Here is a 24,174-nt window from a genome sequence, read left to right as displayed (position 1 = left end):
TGACATCCTTTATATTATGAGATAGAAGGGAGTCAAAATAATGTCGAATGAATTTGAACTGATTGAGCATCGTCAATCAAAAGGCGTCCATGCGTTCTTAATTGATATGAATTATCGGCGTCCCCACTTGCATACGGATCTGGAGCTTATTTACGTTTTAAAAGGACAATTAATTGTCCAAACGGAAGGCCGAAAAATAACCGTACAAGAACAGGAATGTCTGGTCATTAATTCCTGTCAGCTACATGAACTGCTCTCTAAAGAACAAGCAAAACTACTGATTTTACAATTAGGGACAAAAGAATTTGCAACTTTTTTTCCACAGATTAATGAAATTTCGTTTCATAATCAGGCACTTAACCTAAACGAGCGACCGTTTTTTAAAGAGTTATTACACCATTTATTTACGACTTGTGATTCGTTCTTTCAAGAAGAAGATTATTTTGCGTTAGCGTGTCACGGCCACGCCTCACTTGTTCTGTATTATTTACTACAATGTGCGCCTTACGAATTAATCCCTGAAGCCAAACAAGGGGCTCACTTCGCACGTCAAGAACGCATTCGCCGGATTAGTCACTATATCCAGCAGCATTACCACGAAACATTATTCTTAGCAGATATTGCCAAACAAGAAAACTTATCGGTCAATTACTTATCCCATTTTTTTCATAAGAATTTTGGTCTCTCCTTTCAACACTACTTAAACGTTATACGCTGTGAAAAAGCGTATTTCCTATTAAGTAATACCGATCACGGTTTACTCCACATCAGCGAAGCTTGTGGCTTTTCGGACTTGCGCTACTTAAATCGTGCCTTTAAAGATCTTTACCACCAAACACCCAAACAATTTCGCAATCAGATGAATCAACGAGCGACAATCACGACCACGCATAGTGGCCACGAGCAAATCGATCGCCAACACATCTATTCAAAAGCTGAAAGTGCAGCAGTGATGACAGAACTTCTTACAACTAAAAAGTAAGTACGGAACGTCGCACGTCTTATAAAGCGTTTTCATATCTGCTATTTCATCTTAACAAGCTTTCGAGAAAAAAACTTGAACTTTCTTATTGTCTTTTATAGACTATCTTGATATTTCGATAAAATAAAAAAAGCAATCGTCCTCTGCTTTTCTGGTATCTCACTTAAAGAAAAAGCCGTTTGACACAAAAGTGCCACACTATTTTGATATAATCGCGAAGAGGAGGAGTTTACGATGCAAAAATTATTAATTGTCGATGATAACCAACAAATTACGGCGATTTTAGCGGAGTATGCCCAGAAAAATCATTACCAAGTCATCATCGCTTATGATGGTATCGAAGCGCTACGTTTATTCAAAAGCGAAAAACCTGATGTCGTTTTACTGGATGTGATGATGCCGAAAAAAGATGGCTTTGCTGTTTGTCGAGAAATTCGTGAGACTTCCAATGTTCCGATTTTAATGATTACGGCACGCGGGGAGGATTTTGAACGGATTATGGGGCTAGAAATTGGGGCGGATGATTATATCGTGAAACCTTTTTCTCCAGGTGAAGTCATGGCTCGAATTAAGGCCGTCATGCGCCGGATTATACGAGAGGATAACCAACCACAATGTTTGACCTATGATAATTTAACGATTAATTTAGACGACTACACCGTTTCAATCAATGGCGAAAACATTTTACTGACAAAAAAAGAAATTGATTTATTGTGGACATTAGCGAACCATCCTCAAAAAGCCTATACGCGTGAAGAACTCTTAAACTTACTTTGGGGTTTTGATTATTTTGGGGATACTCGAACCGTGGATAGTCATATTAAGCGGCTACGCGGAAAATTAGGAAAACAGATACATCCTAATTGGGCAATTAAAACTATTTGGGGAGTCGGATATAAATTTGAGGTTATTTCGCATGAAAAATAGTAGAATCGCGACGAAATTAGGGCTCTATTTGACGACAACACTCCTCCTATTCGCCATCACGATTGGGACGATTTTCTTTTTTCTGTTTAAACATTCGATGATGACCCTTCATCGCGAGGAACTCACTCACTACGCCCAAGCGATTGCTCAGGAACTGACTGATGACGCAAACGCGAGCAGCCATCAACGAATGATGAGTGATACAAGTGCCTATCTGCGCTTTATTCAAGAAGTAGCAGGTGATCACGTTTGGTTAGTCGACGAAGCGTTCAATCTCTTAGCGACTGGTGAAAACACTCATATGGGAGCGCGTCATGCGGCGACTCAAAAAGACAATCTTCGTGACTTACCCAGTAATGCTGAGGCGATGATTCCCCTTATTTTCCAAGGAGAAACAATGGTGAGCGAAGGATTTAGCGAGTCGCTCAATCAGCAAACATTAACCGTGGGAGCACCGATTCGTGATGCTGATGGCAACATTTGGGGGGCTATTTTAATTCATTCGGCGATCGACAGTACGAAAGCAGCTATTAATCAAGGGCTTAAATTGTTAGGAATTAGCTTACTAATTGCGTTACTGTTAGCGTTAGTACTCGTTTCTTTCTTAGCCTATTCGTTTACAAAACCGTTATCAAAAATGAAAGTTGCCGCTTTACGCTTAGCACAAGGTGATTATCAGGCAAAAACGAACGTTTCACAAAAAGATGAGATTGGCGAACTATCCCAAGCCATTGATACTTTGGCACTGCAATTAGCTGAAGCCAGTCAAGCAAGTGAGAAGTTAGAACAAATGCGCCAAGAATTCGTCGCCAATATCTCTCATGAATTACGGACTCCGATTACCGTCATGCGTGGTTCTCTCGAAGCACTAACGGACAAAGTCATTACTGAACCTGAAAAAGTCGAAGCTTATCACCAACAGATGCTAACAGAAGCAAAATTTCTGGAACGCTTAGTCGGTGATTTACTTGATTTAGCCCGATTACAAAACTTAGACTTTACAATCGAAAAGACCCCTCTCAGTCTCCAAGACGTCCTAAAAGATGCTTTACGAAGTGCTGAACACTTATCTCGCCTAAAAGAAATAACCTTGGATTATTCGATGACAGCTGTTCCTCTCGTTATTTGCGGTGATTACGGGCGCTTACGTCAGATGTTTTTAGTCATTTTAGATAATGCGATTAAATTTTCGCCGAAGCATAGCCGAATTAGGATTCAATTAACCGACGATCGTCTCATCATTTCCGATCAAGGTCCAGGAATTGAAGCCTCAGAACTTCCTTACATTTTCGATCGCTTCCATAAAACTTATGGCGAAAAAAATAAAATTGGGACAGGACTTGGCTTATCAATTGCCAAACAAATTGCACAGCGCCATCAAATGACTTTACAAGCAACAAACGCAGAAACTGGCGGTGCGCGCTTTACGTTTGATTTTTCAAAAGTAAACAAACTAACTGCCACTCATTTGGAACAGATGTGACACACTTTTGCCATCATTTTTTGTTATGATCATTCTATCAAAGAAGCGAGTATTCGTTTCAAAAATAGATGGGAGAGATTTTTTATGAAAAAATTAACAAAAATCATTATTGCGGTAGCGATCCTTTTTGCTGCAGGTATGACTTCTATGTCAGTCTTTGCTAACTCAGATAATGGAACAAATGCTTCTGAAAGGTTTGAGCCCCTTGATGACAATACTCGCACAACTGAACAAGAGCGTCGTGAACATTTAAAAGAACAAGTCGAACGTGGCAATCTTTCACCTGATGAAGCAGAAGAAATGAATGAGTGGATGGACGATACTAATCGTGATTGCCATGGTCGTGATTCTTTTGGTAAGCGAGAAATGTGGGGCATGGGTCGTCAGCATCATCGCATGATGGACTGATAGCAGCTATTAATGGAAACAAGAATTTATTGTTTCGACATAAAAAATCTTTCCTCAATTGAACCTTCGACTGAGGAAAGATTTTTTTATATCAATTTCGTTAAGCCGTTCTTTGAAAAGAGACATTATGATAGGAAAGTATGCGCTAGTGAAAATTAAAAATACACTCCCTCGAGAAGAAAAATCACTTTTTTCAACCGAGACAAACGTTTCAGCCGAAGATCAAATTTTAACCCTTATTACCTGTAACTATACGATCGAAAACGGCCGTCTATTTATTCATGCGGTAGAGATAAATGAATAGTCCATCCTCACTAAATTTTATACAACCTCAATTGTAAACCGACCTCCAAAAGTTCGATTAAGCGCGAACTTTTAGTGGTCGGTTTTATCATGGTGAAATATTTTTTGACGTTATGATGATGATTCAAGCTTATCATTCAAGCCAATACTGCTCATAATACCGCGCTTCCTCTGGATGATAGACTGTTTCTTGATAGCGTCCACCACAACCCATTATGACCCCACGGCTGCCTTCATTTGAAGGATCACAAGTAATCAATACTTCTGATAATCCTTCTTCTTTGGCTTTTGTTAAGCACGCTTGTAACATCGCTTTTCCGTTACCCTTGCGTCGCTCACTTGGTGCAATTGAGTAACCGATATGTCCGCCAAAATGTTTTAGATAGTCATTTAATTCACAACGTAATTGGATCATTCCGATGACTTTTTGTTGCGAAATATCGACATAAATATATTGAAGACTTCGTACTAAGCCTTCTGGTACGGTGGCAGGATTTTCGAACTGAGAAATTCTTTGAAGCCACGCTTCTACATCTGCATTTTCACGCAAAGAGCCCACTCCAGCTAAGATACTTTGTGTATCCACCATTTCTTCTCGAAACACTTGAATCGGTTTTTCCCACTCCAAGGTTGGTTTTATTAATCGTTTTTGCATTGCGTTCTTCCTTTCTAATTTCCTGAATATATTTATAACAACGTCTTTACGGACCCCTCTTAGACTCCTTTCAATATGGCTAAAAAGGCCAAAATTGTCAACAAACCTTTGCTCTTTTACGTCATAAGTTGAGAATATCAACTGCAAAAACGCTTTTTTATCCGTGATTCAAAAAAATAAATTGACAGATGCGATGACAAAAGTTATGCTTTTTCTAGGTTTCTACGAAAATAAGAAGGAGAATAATCAAAACGGAATAGCGCCAGATCTGTCTTAACAGATGACGAGGATGAAGCTTATCGAAATATTCGGCGGATGGCTTCAGGGACTGCACCCTATAGGTAAATTACAAATCCACTTGCGAAAGTGCTACAAAAGATTTACCAGCAGATAGAAACCTTCCAAAAATTGAATAGGAAAGTAGGAAGGCAAATTATGTGTGGAATTGTCGGAATGATTGGGAACGAAAATGTCTCAGAAGTACTTTTGAAAGGCTTAGAACGGTTGGAATACCGAGGCTATGATTCAGCAGGAGTCTATGTCGCTAATCAAAACGAAAGGCATTTAGTGAAAGCACAAGGTCCGATTAAACAATTGGCTGAAAAAATGACGTCAGAAACAACGGGGACCCTTGGGATTGGACATACACGTTGGGCCACTCACGGAATTCCAAGCGAGGAGAATGCGCATCCCCACGTATCACAGCACGGTAAGGTCGTGCTTGTTCATAATGGTGTGATTGAAAATTACCGTTCGTTGAAAGAAGACTACTTAGCAGGTTATCAGCTCGTTGGCGAGACGGATACCGAAGTGGTTGCGAATGTGATTGAACAACGCATGGAAGCTGAAAATCTGAGCGTGAAAGAGGCCTTCAAGCAAACGCTACGCTTACTCCAAGGGTCGTATGCTTTCGCGTTAATCGATACGAATGATGTCGATACATTATACGTTGCAAAGAATAAAAGTCCGCTATTGATTGGTTGCGGGAGTGACTTTCATCTTGTCGGGAGCGATGCCTTAGCGATGATCCATCAAACGAATCAATTTATTGAATTGTTTGATGGCGACTTTGTGACGCTGACAACTAACAGCATGGTCTTAGAAGATGCCGCAGGAAATGTCATTGACCGTGCACCTTATACCGCTGAAATTGATAACACAGCGATTGATAAAGGTACCTATCCATTTTATATGCTAAAAGAAATTGAAGAACAACCCCTGGTATTACGTCGTTTACAACAAAAATACTTTGACTTTCACGGGAATGTTTTACTAGACGATACACTCTTACAAGAAATCAGTGCGAGTGAACGCATCTATATCGTTGCATGCGGAACGAGTTATCATGCAGGGTTAGCCTCTAAAGCCTTTTTCGAAACACTGACAAAAGTGCCGGTAGAAGTGCATCTGGCGAGTGAATTTGGTTATTATACGCCAATCTTGGCGAAAAAACCGTTTTTCATTTATTTAAGTCAAAGTGGCGAGACCGCGGATAGTCGTCAAGTATTAGTCAAAACAAATCAACTGGGCGCCTCTTCTTTAGCGATTACGAATGTTCCAGGATCCACGCTCGCTCGCGAAGCGAAGTACGCACTCTCTTTAGAAGCAGGTCCAGAAATTGCAGTAGCCTCAACGAAAGCTTATACCGCACAAATTGCGTTGTTAAGCATTTTAGCTTACGCCATCCAGTTAGAAAAAGAGGACAGTCAACTGAATCTTTTACAGGAGCTAACTTTGGTGGAAGAAGCAATGACACAAGTATTGACGCAAAAAGAGCACATTCATCAGTTAGCCAAAGACTTCTTTCGTGACACAAACAGTGCCTTTTTCATCGGGCGCGGAAATGATTATGCCGTATCACTCGAAGCTGCCTTGAAGCTAAAAGAAATTTCTTATATTCAAGCAGAAGGATTTGCAGCCGGCGAATTAAAGCATGGAACCATTGCCTTAATTGAAGATGGTACACCTGTTATCGGGCTGATTACGAGTGAAGTGACGCATCTGCACACGCGCGGAAACTTAGAAGAAGTGAAAAGTCGCGGTGCGAAAACGCTCGTGATTTCCGAAACTACTTTTGCTCAAGCATCAGATCAAATTATTTTACCGAAAGCCCATCCTTTATTAATGAGTCTCGTCTCCGTTGTACCGACGCAATTACTCGCTTATTATGCGACACTTGAGCGTGGCTATGACGTGGATAAACCACGGAATTTAGCTAAATCGGTGACGGTGGAATAAACAAACTCATCATGGAGAAACGAAAGCGTCCATCCAATCTTCGCGTGTTAAGCCAAGATTGGATGGACGTCTTTAGTTTTTTTCGGTGTGGAGATTTTTTTGGATAATCGGTAGTTGGAGCGTGAACTGAACGCCTTGATTTGTCCAATCACTGACAAACAATTTCCCGTGATGATTTTTGACAATTTGTTTCGCAATTGCTAGACCTAAGCCATAACCGCCTGTTTCTTGGTTACGGGATTGTTCTTCTCGATAAAAGCGTTCAAAAATTAATTTTTTTTGCGTATCTGGAATCGTACTTCCTGTATTTCGGACGACGACTTGCCACCATTTCGGATTGATTTGTTTAGCTACGAGTTGAATCTCATCCTTGGCTTGCGTATACTTCAGTGCATTATCTAATAAAATTACCAATACTTGATGGATTTTGCTAGCGTCAAAACTTAGTGGTTCGCTGATCTCATTGGTGAAGTGAAACGCTTTGTCTTGCATTTCAGCAATTTCAGCAAATGGTTGAATCAGTTGTTCTAAAAAGCGATCGACATCCGTTTCTTCCGGTTGAATCGTTGCTTGATTCCCGTCACTACGCGCGATTAACAATAAGTCATTCGTTAAATTCGTCAAACGCCGGGTCTCACTTAATGCTTGGGCGATGCGCGGTGACTGTTCGAGAATAGTCTGATTCGGTCTGGTAAATAAGTGTTGTAAATTATTTTGGATAATCGTTAATGGCGTACGTAATTCATGAGAAGCATTTTCAACAAACTCTTGCTGCTTTTGCCACGCAATCAAAAGAGGCTTCATATTCATTTTAGAGCTAAAGACACTGACGCCTAACGATATCAACCAAAAAATAAACATGCAGACAAACAATATCCACTGAAATGTCGTCAATGAATCATCGATCTGATTGGTATTTGTTAAAAATTGGATATAAGCGACTTCTGACGAGAGACTTTGGCTATTTTCAATCGTAATCGAGCGAAACGATAAATTACTCTCCGCTAATGCGACCGGAATAATTTCATTCAATTTCGTTGTATCGAGTGTTAACGCGTTTAATTGGGTGTAGCGCCCACCTAAGACTTCTTTATTTAGAATTTCCCCATTCTCCGTCCACAAAATAATTTGCGTATTAAATAACTCTTCTTGTGGCGTAATTCCTTCTGGTAAAGGCTTGTCTAAAGGAAAATCGATAAACGGATCTGATTGGTTTAAACGACTGATTTCTCTTTCGATTAGTGGTCGATTCGTGGACATCTCACTCAACGACATGTCTGTTTGATTATAGGCTGACACTTGTAAGAGTTGGAAAACGATAATGCCCAATAACACAAAAAGCGCGGCAAAGGCACTGGCGCTCGTTAAGAAAAAACGGATTCTTTGCTTATTAGACAGTTCATGATTCAAGGGCATCGTCCTCCTGGAACAAGTAGCCAACATTACGCAAGGTGTGAATGAGCGATTCCTTTTGAACCATTTTCAAATGCTTTCGAAGGTGACTCATATAAACTTCCACCACTTGAAGGGTCGTTTCGGAATCAAATCCCCAAATTCGATCGAAGATTTGTTCTTTCGTCAAGATTATCCCTTTGTTTTGCATGAAGTAAACCAATAAATCAAATTCTTTCCCTTGAATCGGCAATAGTTGATCTTGATAAAACACTTGTCTGGATGCCAATTGACAGACCAAATCGCCTGTACTGACTTGTTGTTCATCAAATAATCCCAATGACCGTCGCAACAAGGCTTTCGCCCGGAGTAATAATTCTTCCCGGTAAAAGGGCTTCGTCAAATAATCATCTGCACCTTTTTGAAATCCAGTAACTTTATCATCTAATCCATCTTTGGCGGTTAAGATTAAAACAGGGGTCTGAACGTTTTGACTACGTAGTTCGGCTAACACTTGATAGCCATGCTTACCAGGTAACATTAAATCTAATAATAATAAATCATAGACCCCACTGCTGGCTTCATACAATGCCTCTTCGCCATCATATACTTGTGTAACCTCACCGATATCTTTCAAAATTTCTCGGATATTTTCGGATAATACTTTTTCATCTTCCACAACCAAAATTTTAATCATGTTCTCACCTCGCCTTCAGTTTACCATGTCGCCACTTTTTTGAAAGGTTTTTTCCATTATTTACGGTGTTGCAGTCACAGGCGGTGTCATCATACCTTCGCCTGCATTGCCTCGTGGTCCGTTACCACCCATCATTTGACCGGAGATCGTTTCACCTGATTGATTCAATTGACTGACGGTTTCACTTAAGGTAAAGCTCGTCGTCACTTGGCTGTCACGAATTGAACCTTCTGAGACAAAACCATTTCGAACATCCTCTGTGACTGTTCCACCTAGATGGACTTGGTAGCTTTGTTCAATGATTAAATCCGGACTACTCATGATGACAGATTGATAGTCACGAATCGGTGTGAACGCTAAGAGCATTTCTTGGGTTTCCTCATTCCATAAACTGATGGTTTGACTCGCACTTTGAGTTTGATCAAAGGTTAACGCGACTGTTCCTTGTGTCGAACTTTCACTAACATTTTGCGCCATATCCGCACTTCCTACCGCAACCATTGTCCCACCTATCAAAGCAAATGTACCGTCGTAATCCAAGGCACCATTCCCACCTTGATTCGTACCGTTCACAAGAAGCGTTCCACCACTCATCGTGATATTGCCGTTACTGTCTAAGCCATCACCTTGTGCATCGATGGCAATCCAACCTGCTTCAACATTAATGACGAGCTTTTCATCAACTGCCCCAGAGCCACCTGTTCTGGTTGTCGTTTCACTACTTGTCGCATTTATCCCATCATCGGACGCAACAATCGCGACGTCACTGCCTAAGAATTGAATACTCGTCGCTTCAACACCTTCATATGATTGAGTAATGTCAATTGTTCCACCTGAGAACGTCAGCGTTTGATCGGCATGTAGCCCATCTTCTAGACTAGCAATCGTAAACGCTCCATCTTCAACTGTCAAATCACCATTCGCATGCAGACTATCATCTGCTGTATTCAGATGAAATGTCCCACTAGTTACGACAATTGCTTGACCCGCTTTCAGTCCTTTATAACTTTCTTCTTCCATTAAATCCGTACTATCTATTCCTTGTGCGGTTGTGATATCAAATGTCGCATTTTGAATCCACAAAGTCGTTTCGGCTTGAATCCCATCACGTCCTGCCTCAATACTGTACGTACCGCCATCCAGCGCAATTGTTCCTTTCTCACTATCAGTATCATTGTTCGATTGAATGGCGTCGCCAGCTACTGTTGCGATCGTATAATTCCCATCACGAATCGCAACCGAATCTTTGCCTTTAATCCCATCACCAGGTGCATCAATATGATAGGTTCCGGAAATGAGGATAAGATCGTCCTTGCTGACTAACCCATTTTGATAACGTCCTGTTACTTGTAGGGTTCCGGTCCCATTGATTGTCAAATCAGCTTTGCTATAAAAAACAGCATCTTCTTTCATTTCTTCCGACACATTGGTATACGTTTCGCCGTCGGTCAATTGATTGACGGTACCATCGACCAATGTCGTGATGACTTTGTCTGCTTCTTCGATCAAGATAGCTGGACCAAAATCATTTTCAATCGTAACGCCTGCTAGGATTAAATGAACCTTCTCATTATCCGCAACCTTGATTTTTAATTGACTATTCGTAGCAGTTCCTGTCACCATGTACGTCCCTGCTTGTGTAATTGTCACAAGATTGCCGTCAATGGTCGCACCTTCTCCTGATATTTCTGTAGTCGTGCCAAATGTAATGGTTGTAGCCGACGCTTCATCATAGTCAGTCTCAAAATCTTCTTCTTTATACGTGCCGTAATATTCGGAGACCACCGCTGTCGTATCATCTTGTGCATCACTTGAGACGTTTTCTACAAGACTTTCTTCTAAGCCTTCACTCGTAGTCGTTGGTGTCGTTTGGTTTTGACAAGCTGCTAATAAACTTGCCAACAAAAGTAAACCCAATGTTGGTTTCTTCATTGATATCCACCTCTTCTTTCTTTTATAACGTTTCGCGATTCATCGCAACATTGCCTAACATCACTGGTAAATTGCCATTACGCACCCGAATCTCATCGATAAACTGTTTTTCATTTTGATTTTCTTTTAAAATCAGTTGATAACGCAATTCATAAATACTCCCCATCGTGGTTGTCTTAACGGTTGTCAGTGTCGTTTCTTTTGTATATAAATGGAACAAATCATCAAATAATCCTGGGTAATCCAAATCTTCGGGAATGGAAATTTTGAGTACCCGTTCTTCTGGTGCTGGTCGAAAGAGTATATTCGAACGATAAAATAACAAGGAACATATTCCTACAACGGCTGAGATAAAGAAAATATAGGCGACATAGCCCATCCCGGTTGCGAGCCCGATTGCCATTGACCAAAAAATACTTGTAATTTCTCTTGACCCTCCTGCAACTGAACGAAAGCGTACTAGACTAAAGGCTCCTAAGACCGCCATCCCTGTTCCTAAGTTTCCATTCACTAACATAATCACTGCTTGCACAAGTAGCGGTAAGATCGCCACCGTTACGATGAAACTTCTCGTATACGTATTACGAATCGTATGAACATACGCGACCACCACCCCTAAAATAATAGACGTCATGATACATAACATTAATTGTTGTACGGTAAACGCCGTTAAATCACTAGGATACACACTTTGAAACATTTTCTTTCTCTCCTTTATTCCATAAATGGCGCTGATAGGTTTGCGCATATTTTGAAAAACTTGATTTTTTTAATTGATATTGATTCAGTAAAGCCACAAACCACAACGGATAGGCTCCGAGTGCTTTGACCTCCATCAAAACACCTAACTCTGGTGCTACCAACTGACGACTAGACGTGTCCGCTAGATTGAGAGTCGTGTCTTCATAGGAAATCCGTTGATCGAATGTAATCCGAAAGGCGGAGTCTTCTTTCCCGAAGTAAGACAATCGTTCATAACTAATTAACACTTTCGGCGCTAAATCAGGGTATTGCCGAAAGAGCCACGCGATTTCCCGTTGAATTTGGGGATTTTTGGGATCTTCAGGTAGTTTGCCACCACGAATCCATTCTTGATATACGGAATATGGAATCGCCATCCGTCGTTTATAGACTACTCGCTGAATTTTCTTTTTTAATTCTAAAAAGACGATGGCATCTTGATTGGCGACGCCATAACAGCGGACCCGAAATTTTTCTTTATAATTCGGTTTTTCCATTGAATGGCGAATCATTTGATAACAAGAGGTGTCATAATATAACGATTGAATCAAATGCAATCCATGTTCATCTTGTTCCATATAGCAACTTAGATCGGCTAAAAATTCCGGTAGTTGTTCCTTTGATAAGATGTATTTTGTTTCTTTGCGTTCAAATACATTGTTTTTCATCTCACTCATCCTTTCGACTCTTACTATAAATTTGCTAACTTAAAGTTTGCTTAAGCAAGCCAAAAAAAGAATTTTATGATTATCGTATCGCTTTTCTTGAATTTCTAGCGGATTAACGACACAAAAAAAGCACCCGTTTAAGATCGATAATTGATCGAACTCAAACGAGCGAATGGAGAACTTGATTATTTTCATTAAGGGGAATTTCTAAATCACGTGCACTTTTTAAGGTTACTTCTCGGTCATATTTGATGCTTGCTCAATCACATGAATAATCCCATGTTTTTCAAATGATCCGTAGCGCGCCGTAATGTTAATCTCATCCATTTCCTCTGGCAAAGTCCGGATCCAACAAACGGCTGAGCCACCAATTAACGGTACCTCGTTGCCACCTAATACTTCACCACCATGATTTTCAATTCGAACACTGCCCATCAAGAAAGGCAACAAATTGCCTTTTTGATCGACAACTTTCATGGTTAGCTTCGCCGCAGCCCAGCGATCTGATTGAATCAACGTGTGATGGCTCAATGTCATTTCAAGATCGTGAATCACCGGTTCATTCGTATACGATTTGGTTGCGACTACTTCTTCTTCTAAATACCCAATAATCTCTAAGGGGCCAAAAGGTTCTCCCCATAAAAAGTTGAATTCTTTTAACACAATCGGTGGGTAGGGTAAATGCGCAAATTTCCCGCCCTCTTCTCGCGTATAAAAGCCGCGTGATTGACCGTTATAACACACTTCGATTTTATCACAGTTGGTGAAAACATAGATTGGAACGCTTTGTGCCATATTTCGGTCTCCACGTGTCCAATTTGTCAACGGAACCATCACCGGTCGCTGTTTCGGATCTTGTTGACTCGCATAAACACTTGCTGCAAACTTACTCACCCGAAAATTATCCATTACACCGTGGTAACAAATGCGATCGCCACTACCGAAATTTTCATGCGTATGGTAATCAAACGCACACCAACCCACAGCGCCACTAATATGAGGATTTTCATATGCTGCATTGAGCACAACCGCATGACGCATCGCATGTTCAATTAAACGCTCTTCTTGATCAAAACGTTTTGTTGGATACATATGGCCTGCATATTCCGTTACTAAATACGGAACATTTTCACCTGCCACTTGTTCGACTGTTCTTAATCCACGACGTTCGACTTGGACATTATCATACGTTGCCACCTCAATTTCTTGTTTCAAGCGCGCGGTATCGCCACCATCATAAGAAAAATCATTCATGGTATAGACGTCTTCTAAAAATTCACTTTTTTCTAAATAACGAACACCACCTGTTTGACGCGTTGGATCGAGTCTCCGACACAAGGCATTGGTCTTCGTATACAAATCATGATGATCATCCGATTCATTCACGCGAACACCCCATAAGACAATACTCGGGTGATTTCGATCACGTAGCACCATTTCCTCAATGTTTTGTAATAACACTGCTTGCCATTCCTCGTCACCGATATGTTGCCATCCAGGAATTTCTTCAAAAACAAGCAAACCCTGTTCGTCACAAGCCGCCATAAAAGCGGGACTTTGCGGATAGTGTGACGTTCGAACCATATTTAAGCCTAATTCTTCTTTTAAGACACGAACATCTTCCACTTGCCATTCTTCTGGCATCGCATAACCCACATAAGGATAGTCTTGGTGGCGATTCAACCCAATAATTGGATACGGCTCCCCATTTAAATAAAATCCATCTTTTGTGAACTCAGCGCGGCGAAATCCGACTTTTGTTTGATATAAAATGACTTCTGTTCCTTCAAAAATCGTTAACTCATATAAATGGGGGCATTCTGGCGACCACTCCGCAACGGTCATTTCAGGAAATGCTACCGTATTACTTCCGATTACACCGACGTGATCAACGTCAATTTGGACATCTTCTCCCGTTAATCGTACACGCAAATCTCCTGCCGTTTCTAACTGAAATTGAAGCTGCGGTTGATACGTATTCGCGTGAAGATTTCTCGTTATAAAAAAGGGGTCTTCAATAAACATCCCTTGCCGTTCAATTAAAAAGACATCGCGATAAATCCCACCATAAGTCAAATAATCAATTGCAGCTCCAAATGGTGGTACATCCGCTCTTTCTGAACTATCCACAACGACTGCGACCATATTTTCTTCTTGAAGAGTGCTTAATTCAACTTCAAAGGGCGTATACCCTCCTTTATGAGTCATCAGATATTCCCCATTTAAATAAACATGCGCCACTGCCATCACACCTTCAAAACGAATCACATTTCGAACGGATGGATTCAATTGTAGCTTTCTAAAATAGCACGTTTCTTTTTGATACCTTTTTTCATCAAAATACTGATACGGTAAACGGACAGTATTATGCGGAAGTTGAACCGCTTCAAATCGCGAGAGCTCTGTTTCTTGCTCTCGCCCCTTTTCGTATGTATCACTAAAAAACCACTGATCGTTGATGCGCTGTTTGCGTTCCACTTGGTTTCATTCCTTTCTAACATATATTTCACTTGATATTATGACTTAAATTCTCCTTACATAAGGAAAATCCGCTATTATATCATGACTTGATTTTCTAAAAATGATAAACTAAAATCCCACTGGAATTTCTGTTCGGAAAAACGATACTTTTCTTTGAGATAGTGACCACAACTAGCAGATCCTATACCGTTTTGTTTATAATCAATTGATAAATGATGTGCGCTACTTATCGGCAAATCATACGAATGAGGCGCCTGCGTCAATTCTGTTGCAGAATAAGGAAGAAAAGAAAAATTAAATGATTTCGAACTACGTATTTGACAAGCAACTGGCCCTAAAACAGACGCTTCAATTGTTTTCCAATGATTTCCATTTTCTTGAGGTTTTAAATAATTTTCAAACATTTCCGAAATCTCTTGTTGATATTTACCAAAATGACTAGCATGGTGCTTATCAACATAACTATCATATGGCCCATATCCTAGGTAGTTTACCTTATCAAATAATTTTTTTAGCGGAAAAACAATGCCAAATCTCGGTAAATCAGGTAGATTAATCCCTTTTTCAACATCAAAATGATATTGAATAGTACCGGATAGACTAATCGTAATAACGATGTGCATATCTAGGATATTTTGGATTCCCGGTTTTCCTAAACGATAGTGACCTTTAATTTGCACTTTCGCTGATTTTTCAGTAATCGCAAAAGAAATAAGATTCCACTGATTCGTCTCATACCCAGCTTGCCGCCAATTATTCATATTATAGCGATCATTGTCAATCGGAGCTCGCCATAGATGAATATAACTCGGTGCTACGAGTAATTCTTCACCCGCTACCTTTAGTTGTGTAAAACATCCTGTTCGTGCATCAAACGTATAGCTGAAGCTTTCTCCAGCTAAGATATAACAGGATTGTTTTTGCTTGACTTGAATGAGATTCCTCTCTTCAATTTCATTTATAAGGATATCAGGAACTCTTATTTGACTTTCCTGAAGTATTTTTTGCTGATGGCCGATGACTTCCCCTTCTTGATTTTTCAAGACGAAATTAATCGTTACATCATCATATACCGATACTACTGGACGTTCAAAAATAATTTCTTGCTCTGATAAAGGGGAAATTCGGCTCAAATCAATCGGAATTACTCCCGTTTTTTCACCATTTATATGAATACTTAACTCTCCTAAAAATGCAGCTCCCGTTAAAAAGGATTGAATATTACGTAATGTCACACGTTCCCCCTCAACTTTTTTCAATTGAATCGGTGAATGAATATTTCGATATTCTAAAGCGTTACTTGTGATACTTCGGTCAGGGAACAGCAACCCATCAACACAAAAATTACCATCATGTAGCGTCTCACCAAAGTCACCACCATATCCTAGAACACGCCTTCCAAATTCATCTGTTAAATACATTGCATGATCCGCCCATTCCCAGACAAAACCACCAATATAACTTGGATACTTTTCCATTAACTCAAAGTAATCAGCTAAATCACCTGGCCCATTCCCCATAGCATGCGAATACTCACATTGGATAAAAGGTTTATCAAAATTCCCTTCACAATAGCGAGCAACATCAGAAAATGAAGCATACATTCGGCTAATGACATCTAAATTGGAAAAATCATTCATACGAGACAAGTCAGGTTCTGCTGCTCGTTCATTATGTATTAAGCGAGTTGTATCCAGTTTACGAACCATTTTTTGTGCTTTTTCATAATTCACACCGTAGCCAGACTCATTTTGCATTGACCACATAAAAACAGACGCTCGATTTTGAAAAGGAATAATAGATCGAATGATTCGGTTTTCGATGATTTCTCCGAACATTTCATCCCGAGCCATCAAATTGTAATCGGCACTCTCTCCAAATAAATTCACTACGCCATGTGATTCAATATCTGCTTCGCTAATCACATAAAATCCTATTTCATCTGCGAGTTCATAAAATTCTGGTGACTTTGGATAATGAGCCGTTCGAATACCATTCATGTTTAATTGTTTCATTTTCAACATATCAATACGATAATCCTCTTTCAACATCGACGGTCCTAGCTCTGGATGTGAATCATGATGATTGACTCCATACAATTTAATGGGCTGACCATTTAAATATAAAATCCTATCTTTGATCGTAAACTCGCGAAATCCAATTTTCTCAGAAATATATTCACCATTTACTTCCATGACAAATGTGTACAAATTAGGAATCTCAGCCGACCAGTATGCACAGTTAGAAACCTTAATGATAAATTCTCTTGAGGCGGCTCCCTCGTCAATTTTCACACCGTTTAAATCAAATAATAAATAGTGAATCTCTCCTTGGTAGGGTGTACGAAAATGTAATACTCCCGTTTGTGAAGTCGGATTAATTGGTGTTTCTATTTTATACTCCCAAAGACAGTCTTTTACTCTTTGAACTAAATACACCGATCTTGTAATACCTGTCGTTCGAAACTTATCTTGATCTTCAAAATACGTTCCCGCACACCACTTCATTACTAAAACCGTTATTTCATTTGTTCCTTCGTGCAAATATGGTGTCACATCAAATTCTGAATTACTATGTGTTACTTGATCATATCCTACAAACTGATTATTAACCCATAGATAAAGATTAGAGTCTACCCCTTCAAAATTCAAGTAATAATCTCGTTCACTTATTTCTCCGAGTTCAAAATGACGGCGATAAATGCCACATGGATTATCATACGGTGTGTAGGGCGGATCATAGGGAATTGGAAAGCTAACGTTGACATATTGATGCGCATCATAGCCGTAATTTTGAATGCAACTTGGTACAGGAATTGTTTTTGAGAGACTTGTATTCGGAATTTCACTAAACGCTACTGGGATTTCATGAATAGACGCATAGAACTCAAACGCCCATTGTCCATCTAATAATAAAAAATTTTCTGATTCTTGACGATCTTTTGCTAAAAAAGCTGCCTCCATTGTTGGAAAAGGGATATAATAATTGCGTAATTTCGCAGTATTTACGGATAAAACAGCTAAATCTTGATAAAATTTATTTTCGAACATTGATGCACCTCACATTTCTTATCTTCACTAGTCATTATCTCAAAATCCGAACACGCTTCCAATGGTTTAATCTCGCTTTCTTATGTATTTTTTTATACGTAAGAAAGCGAGATGTATGATCCTATTATTTAATTGTAGCCACTACTTGCAGTATCTCGATAGTTGAATCCTGAAAAGTCAACAGGATGTTCTACCTGACAAAATAACAACTTCTCTTCTAGCAACTCCTCTAATCCCTTGTCTTCTTTCAAATAATAATTAATTTTTTTGTTTGTTGTCTTTAAACGTGAAATACTTGTCGCATATCTGCGCTCCAAGACTTCCCAACCATTCGCCTTATAATAGTAATGCCAAATCGATTCATGTAACGCTTGCATTTTAGTGTACCAATCGATTAATGGGTTAATTTTATTTTTTTGAGCAAGTACTAACAGTTCTTTATTTTCTGATTTCCGTGCATTTTGTAATTCAATACCTAGCTCTGCTTTTAAAGCGAGAATTTGTGCTAAACAGACATAACGTTCTTTAATGATCTGTAAAATCCCTTTATTTTCAATCTTAATTGTCGTGATTTTTTGCGCAAAGCGTTCGTAATAACTACCTAATGAATGTTGAAAGGTTTCTTGATACAACGTAATATGTGCATCATATATTCCTAAAAGCGGATCTTGCCATAAAATTGATTTACTGATATTACCCATCATAGGATTATCTTTTAACATGCCATAAACTTCATCAAAATAAGTGAGTTGATATAAGAAAGCGTAGGTATTTTCTCCCATGAGTTGATCCATTGAAACGATGATTTCTTCCGGTGCGATAACCTCACTATATATCGCTTCACAGTAATGATACAAACTAATTAACGCGTGGAGATGTTCAATTTCTTGTCCGTCATCCCCCCACGTTGTCAGCATTGATCGCTTGACTCCTAGATTCTTACAAGCAGTTAGTCCTGCCTGTATCGTATTAATCGATTTTCCATGATTAGGCGCTATTTTTCCAAAAATATGTGCCCCTGTAGCAAACATATACTTATCCTTATCGCAAAATTTCAAGTGATTCTTGATTACTTTTTGGTATTGCTCGACTTCTTCACACCCGTAATCCCAGTGAACATACACTAAATTCTTCGGATATTTTTCGGCATACTTTAAGTCGATCTCAGCTTCAGGATAATACAGTCGACTCGTATTCGTTTTATCTAATACTTTATAGACAAAATCACTCCAAATCATCGGTTCCAGTCCTGCATTTTCTGCTAGTGTTATCACTTTTTCTAAGTGTCGCAAAATCAGTTCAATTCTAGGAGTATAACCATGTAAATCAAAATAACGCCCCAAACCGGCTTGATACGCTTCATCCATTCCTAGATGAATACGCTTGGACTGATACATCTTACTACAAGCATTAATCATACGTTCAATTGCTTCGTAACTTCGCTCTTCATCAATGAGTAATGTATGATGATCTTCCCTCATTTTATCGGAATCCGGCCATCTTAAAAATTGTGTTAGATGAGCTAATGTTTGAATTGCTGGAACGACTTCGATACCCAATCGATTGGCAAGAAAAACAATCTTTTGAATTTCTTCGACAGAATATCTTCCTCTTAAATAACCAAAATATGGTTCTCCTTTAACCTCGTACGTATCTTCGGTATATAGATATAGTGTATTAATCCCGGTTGCTGCTAAGTACAATAAATACTCTTCTATCCCCTCTGTTGTCATGACTGCGTTACGCGAAAAATCTAATGAAATCGAAACTTCATCGATACTTGTCTTTTCGGTGATAGTAGCCGTATCTTTTTGTAAAATTCGAGGAAACAGCGTTAATAATCCTCTATAAAATAGGACTTCTTTTGAATAGGTAATTGTCAATCGATGCTTATCTAGTTGTACCTCTAATAAATTATCAGTCGACTCTATTTTATTTGCTACTACTAAAACATCTTGTTCAAACAAATTTGTGGCTAACTTATATTTTTTAAATAAATCGATAACTTCTTTTTGTTGCTGACTAATCTGAAATCTCATCGAAGTGTCCCCTTTGATTGTAGATTATTTAAACTTTTGTTCATTAAATAAAGACAACATTTCCCCATCATTACCAGGCCACCAAATAAGAGAATGGCTGGGAAATACGGTACGATTAATAAAAACAGTAAAATGACGACCATCTGTACAATGTTATAAGGTAATGAATAAATTGTATACTGACATATTTGTTTAAAATCGATCTTACTTTGTATTTCTTCCATAAAAACAAAACTATTCATTCCAATTGCTACACATACAATTAAAGTAATTAAAGATAACGTTCCAAAAAACGTAAAAATAATGGGTGTTAATTGAAAACAAACTTTTGTATTTAAAAATAAGTAAAAACTCAATAAACTAATTGTAAATCCAAAAATATTTGCCTTTACAAATAACTTTTTATATTTCAGCCAGTAGAGTAAAATCATTTCTTTCCAATTTAATTCACGACTCATCCTTATCGTTGCAAACATTGCAGCTAATGCTGGAAATAACCCTAAAATAAAGAGCCCTAATACACTCGTTAAAAATACTAAAAAATTAAGCACGACTATTTTAAATAAACTATCAAAAAATCGTGTCCACTTATTATCTTTCACTAGGATAACACCTCCTAAATCGAATAAAAAAGACAAAAGCGCATAGGATTTATGCTATCAGAAAGTAGAAAAAGCGTTTCTACTGATATCCTCTGCTAGACTGCTCTATTCCATACGATTTTGTCTTCCATTTAATTATGATTGACTATTTATTTGCTAACCACTCTGCATATTGACGTTGTGCTTCTTCTTGAATGCGATCGTTACCTGCTTTTTCAATTTTTTCTAACATTTCAGGTAACACTTTTTCTGGATCCATTGTTCCTGTTTTTAGCGATGGTAAATATTGATCCATAATACTACTAATGCTTGCCATTTCTGTTCTAAATTTTGATGAATCAAAAGAAAAACCTAAAATTGGTGATTCTGGAGCATTCTCTTGAAATTCTTTGGCAATTTCTGCGTTCTTCTCAGTTTCTTCTGTTACTGGTGTCGTACTAGAAATTAAGTAACAGTCTAATAAAGCCCAAGCACCTTGATAGTAATCTTTCGTGTTCGTCATTGTAATCGAACCATCTTCATTCCGATCATAATGTTGTCCCTCAATACCATAAACTAATAAATCAGCTACTTCTTTATTTGTATTAACATAATTCAAGAGTTCTAAAGCTTCCGTTTGTTTCTTACTTGAAGCAGATACCGCATGCATGCCGACACGCGCAAACCCTGTTGTTTTATAAGCACTGTTTAATGGTTTTAAGATTAAATCTTTTTTCGCTAAGTTCACTAATGCATTTTTGATTGATGTTTCATCGCCGCCGGACTCACGTTTTACTAACCAATTTCCCCCGTCTAATGGGAATGGATTAGAAGTAATCGTTGCAGCATCTTTTAAGATATAACCTTTTTCATAGTACTCATGCATTGTTTTGATGTTATTTTGCATTTCTTCCGTTTCGTAAACATTCACAATCGTATCCGTTTCTCCTTCAAAAGGAACACCTAATGTTTGACCATTAATAAAATCATAAGGAGCATAAACACTTGTCGATGTCATTCCAATAGGAGTAATAGATGGATCATCATTTTTCTCAGAAAACTCTGCTAAAATCGGACCTAAATCTTGCAATGTTTGAACATTATCAACGTTTAAATCATATTTATCAACGAGTTCTTTATTGAAAACCCAGTATTCAGTCGTAGCTAGGGCATTATTAACAGGAAATGCATTTAGTTTATCTCCCATTGCTGCTCCTTTGATAAATCCATCATTCAAACGATCAGTTGCTTCTTTTAGCTCTTTGTCAAGATAAGGCATTAAGTCTAAAAAGGCATCTTTATTCCCGTAATTGACGTAGTCACTACCATTAATAAATGCGATATCATATTCTTCACCTGAATTAATCATCACACCGATTTTTTGCTGATAATCACCATCTGGAATCAATCGCATATCCAGTTCTAAGCCAATATCTTCTTTCATTTTTTCATTCACTTTTTCCATGACTTGATCAAAGTCTTTCGGTTCTTCACCCACTTGATACCAAATAACTTTTTCTGTTTTTTCTGACCCTTCAGCACTACTTTGCTTTTCTTGCGTACCACATGCTGTTAAGATCGCTGCTGATGTCAATACTAATGCTCCTGTTAAAATTGATTTCTTCAATAATTTCATAAATAATTCCTCCTATTCTTTTACGCCGCCAATGGTTAACCCTTGTACAAAATATTTCTGGAAAAATGGATAAACAATTGCTATTGGAACTGTTGCTACCACTACCATAGCCATACGAATAGACTCTTGTGGTAGCGAATTTTGGATTGATTGTTGTTGAGCTAGTGTCATATCCGTATTTCGTGCCATATAGTCAATTGTATTTTGTATCTTCATTAATAAATATTGGAGTGGTAGTAATTGGTTATTATCAATGTAAAGCAATGCATTAAACCAATCATTCCAATATCCTAAGGAAGCAAATAAGCCGATCGTTGCAACTCCTGGTAATGCTAGCGGTAGCACAATTTGAAAAAATACACGCATCTCGCTTGCTCCATCCATTTTTGCAGATTCAATAATTGATTCAGGAATGGATTTTTTAAAGAACGTTCTTAAAACAATGACGTTGTATGGGCTAAATGCTAATGGTAAAATAAGTGCCCATATCGTATTTTTCAATCCTAAAAACTTCGTCATCACTAAGTATGAAGGCACTAATCCGCCTGCAAAAAGCATCGTGAAAAATAAATAAAATGTAAAAAACTTTCTGAAAGGAAAACTATTTCTTGATAAAACATACGCATACGTTCCAGTCATAAAGACAGCAATAATGGTTCCAATAACCGTAATCATTAATGTAACGCCTAGAGAGGTAATCAATTGACTGCCTTCTCCAAAGATAAAGCGATAGGCTTCCATACTCCATTCTTTTGGCCATAATTGATAGCCGTTCAATGCTAATGATTTCTCATCTGTTAACGAGATGATGACAACAAATAAAAATGGAAAAATACAACTAATCGCAAATAAAACTAATAAAATTTTAAAAATCAATTCAAGTTTTTTAGAAAAATACATTTGTTGTTTCAAATTTGAAATCATTCCTACTCTCCTCTCTAAAACAGTGCCGAACTAGGATCAATTTTATCAACAACTTTATTCGTGACAATAATCAAAATGAATCCCACAAATGACTGATATAAACCAGCAGCTGTCGACATTCCGATATCACCGTTATTCATCATACTACGATAAACATATGTGTCTAAAACATTTGTTACATTCGTCAGAGCACCTGAGTTCCTTGGAAGTTGATAAAATAGTCCGAAGTCTGCTCGGAAGATGTTACCAACTGCAAGTATTAACATAATTACAATAATGGAACGTAAGTGTGGAATCGTTACGTGTCGAATTTGTTGCCATTTTGTCGCGCCATCGACTAAGGCGGCTTCATAGTACGTTGAGTCGATTCCCATAATAGACGCGTAGTAGATAATCGATCCATAACCGACGCCCTTCCATAGACTGGTAATAACGATAATAAACGGCCAATACTTTGGCTCACTGTACCAGTTGATGACGTCCATATTGAAGAATTGTAGAATATTATTAAAGACACCTTTATCGGTACTTAAAAACGCGTAAGCAAAATAACTAATTACAACCCAAGATAAGAAATTCGGGAAAATAACAACCGTTTGTAATCGCTTAATAAATTTCTTGCTAGATATTTGACTTAAGATAATAGCAAAAGTGACCGTCAGTAACGTACTTAAAATAATCCCAACTACATTATATAAAACCGTATTGCGCGTAATAATCCAAGCATCTTGTGAAGCAAATAAAAATTTGAAATTATCAAAACCTACCCATTCACTGTTGAATAAACTACTAAAAAAACCATCTGGTGAAATACGATAATCTTTAAAAGCAATTATTACACCGAACATCGGTAGATAGCAGAAAATTAACAGCCATAACGCTCCTGGAAGTAACATGAACAGGAGGGCTCGATTTTCTTTAATTTTTTGGAATATACTTTTTTTCTTCGATTTCATTTTACTTTTCTCTTGATTCGCTATCCTTATTGTACTATCCATCTAATAAACCCCTTTCTCGCAAAATATGTTTCCGCTTAC

19 protein-coding genes are annotated in these 24,174 nt (G+C 38.3%); 6 read left to right on the top strand and 13 right to left on the bottom strand.

Annotated elements, in window-relative coordinates:
* The first annotated feature begins 40 nt into the window (after window positions 1–40).
* From RU93_RS08855 to RU93_RS11980, 5 genes are all read left to right on the top strand, one after another.
* Window positions 41–982: an AraC family transcriptional regulator gene (locus tag RU93_RS08855; RefSeq protein ID WP_071875263.1), complete on the top strand. Its 942-nt coding sequence runs from the start codon at window positions 41–43 to the stop codon at window positions 980–982.
* 234 nt (window positions 983–1,216) lie between these two features.
* Window positions 1,217–1,909 carry a response regulator transcription factor gene (locus tag RU93_RS08850; protein ID WP_071875262.1) on the top strand — a complete coding sequence of 231 codons (693 nt, stop codon included), beginning with the start codon at window positions 1,217–1,219 and terminating at the stop codon, window positions 1,907–1,909.
* Entirely contained in the window at window positions 1,899–3,392 is a 1,494-nt protein-coding gene (locus tag RU93_RS08845) for a sensor histidine kinase (protein WP_071875261.1), read from the top strand. The genes RU93_RS08850 and RU93_RS08845 overlap by 11 nt, the downstream gene beginning before the upstream one ends.
* Window positions 3,393–3,476: 84 nt before the next feature.
* Window positions 3,477–3,800 (top strand): hypothetical protein, encoded by a 324-nt coding sequence (locus RU93_RS08840; protein ID WP_071875260.1) that lies wholly within the window; start codon window positions 3,477–3,479, stop codon window positions 3,798–3,800.
* A gap of 127 nt (window positions 3,801–3,927) precedes the next feature.
* Entirely contained in the window at window positions 3,928–4,104 is a 177-nt protein-coding gene (locus RU93_RS11980) for a sortase family protein (RefSeq protein ID WP_143139435.1), read from the top strand.
* Between the two features lie 132 nt (window positions 4,105–4,236).
* On the opposite strand, the gene RU93_RS08835 is transcribed toward RU93_RS11980, so the two are convergent.
* Window positions 4,237–4,758, bottom strand: coding sequence for a GNAT family N-acetyltransferase (locus RU93_RS08835; protein WP_071875259.1), 522 nt, complete (start codon window positions 4,756–4,758; stop codon window positions 4,237–4,239).
* A gap of 435 nt (window positions 4,759–5,193) precedes the next feature.
* Here RU93_RS08835 and glmS point away from each other — a divergent pair, with 435 nt between their 5' ends.
* Complete coding sequence (gene glmS / locus RU93_RS08830) at window positions 5,194–6,996, top strand: glutamine--fructose-6-phosphate transaminase (isomerizing) (protein ID WP_071875258.1); 1,803 nt, start codon at window positions 5,194–5,196, stop codon at window positions 6,994–6,996.
* A 72-nt stretch (window positions 6,997–7,068) separates the two neighbouring features.
* Here glmS and RU93_RS08825 read toward each other — a convergent pair whose 3' ends face one another.
* The 12 genes from RU93_RS08825 to RU93_RS08770 all read right to left on the bottom strand — a co-directional run bounded on the left by RU93_RS08825 (window position 7,069) and on the right by RU93_RS08770 (window position 24,093).
* The gene (locus RU93_RS08825; protein WP_071875257.1) at window positions 7,069–8,406 is read right to left on the bottom strand and encodes a sensor histidine kinase; all 1,338 of its coding nucleotides are present in this window, start codon (window positions 8,404–8,406) and stop codon (window positions 7,069–7,071) included.
* Window positions 8,396–9,085: a response regulator transcription factor gene (locus tag RU93_RS08820; protein WP_071875256.1), complete on the bottom strand. Its 690-nt coding sequence runs from the start codon at window positions 9,083–9,085 to the stop codon at window positions 8,396–8,398. The genes RU93_RS08825 and RU93_RS08820 overlap by 11 nt, the downstream gene beginning before the upstream one ends.
* 60 nt (window positions 9,086–9,145) lie before the next feature.
* Window positions 9,146–11,017 (bottom strand): carbohydrate-binding domain-containing protein, encoded by a 1,872-nt coding sequence (locus RU93_RS08815; protein WP_071875255.1) that lies wholly within the window; start codon window positions 11,015–11,017, stop codon window positions 9,146–9,148.
* A gap of 22 nt (window positions 11,018–11,039) precedes the next feature.
* Entirely contained in the window at window positions 11,040–11,717 is a 678-nt protein-coding gene (locus RU93_RS08810; protein ID WP_071875254.1) for a DUF4956 domain-containing protein, read from the bottom strand.
* On the bottom strand, window positions 11,695–12,426 hold the full coding sequence (locus RU93_RS08805) for a polyphosphate polymerase domain-containing protein (RefSeq protein WP_071875303.1): 732 nt from the start codon (window positions 12,424–12,426) through the stop codon (window positions 11,695–11,697). The genes RU93_RS08810 and RU93_RS08805 overlap by 23 nt, the downstream gene beginning before the upstream one ends.
* Before the next feature lie 231 nt (window positions 12,427–12,657).
* A complete protein-coding gene (locus RU93_RS08800; protein WP_071875253.1) occupies window positions 12,658–14,904 on the bottom strand; it encodes a glycoside hydrolase family 2 protein in 2,247 nt (748 codons plus the stop codon).
* Window positions 14,905–14,981: 77 nt separating this feature from the next.
* Window positions 14,982–17,957, bottom strand: coding sequence for a glycoside hydrolase family 2 (locus tag RU93_RS08795; protein ID WP_071875252.1), 2,976 nt, complete (start codon window positions 17,955–17,957; stop codon window positions 14,982–14,984).
* 128 nt (window positions 17,958–18,085) lie between these two features.
* Window positions 18,086–19,996 (bottom strand): beta-N-acetylhexosaminidase, encoded by a 1,911-nt coding sequence (locus RU93_RS08790; RefSeq protein ID WP_071875251.1) that lies wholly within the window; start codon window positions 19,994–19,996, stop codon window positions 18,086–18,088.
* A complete protein-coding gene (locus RU93_RS08785) occupies window positions 19,993–20,598 on the bottom strand; it encodes a DUF624 domain-containing protein (protein ID WP_071875250.1) in 606 nt (201 codons plus the stop codon). Before RU93_RS08785 ends, RU93_RS08790 begins: the two co-directional genes overlap by 4 nt.
* A gap of 145 nt (window positions 20,599–20,743) precedes the next feature.
* Window positions 20,744–22,213 (bottom strand): ABC transporter substrate-binding protein, encoded by a 1,470-nt coding sequence (locus RU93_RS08780; protein ID WP_071875249.1) that lies wholly within the window; start codon window positions 22,211–22,213, stop codon window positions 20,744–20,746.
* A gap of 12 nt (window positions 22,214–22,225) precedes the next feature.
* Window positions 22,226–23,137, bottom strand: coding sequence for a carbohydrate ABC transporter permease (locus RU93_RS08775; RefSeq protein ID WP_071875248.1), 912 nt, complete (start codon window positions 23,135–23,137; stop codon window positions 22,226–22,228).
* A gap of 14 nt (window positions 23,138–23,151) precedes the next feature.
* The gene (locus RU93_RS08770) at window positions 23,152–24,093 is read right to left on the bottom strand and encodes an ABC transporter permease (protein ID WP_071875247.1); all 942 of its coding nucleotides are present in this window, start codon (window positions 24,091–24,093) and stop codon (window positions 23,152–23,154) included.
* Window positions 24,094–24,174: the final 81 nt, after the last annotated feature.

Source organism: Enterococcus aquimarinus (genome assembly GCF_001885765.1).
GTDB lineage: Bacteria > Bacillota > Bacilli > Lactobacillales > Enterococcaceae > Enterococcus_I > Enterococcus_I aquimarinus.
Note: the sequence above shows the minus strand (reverse complement) of the source record. Positions and strands in the feature narration are given on the sequence as shown.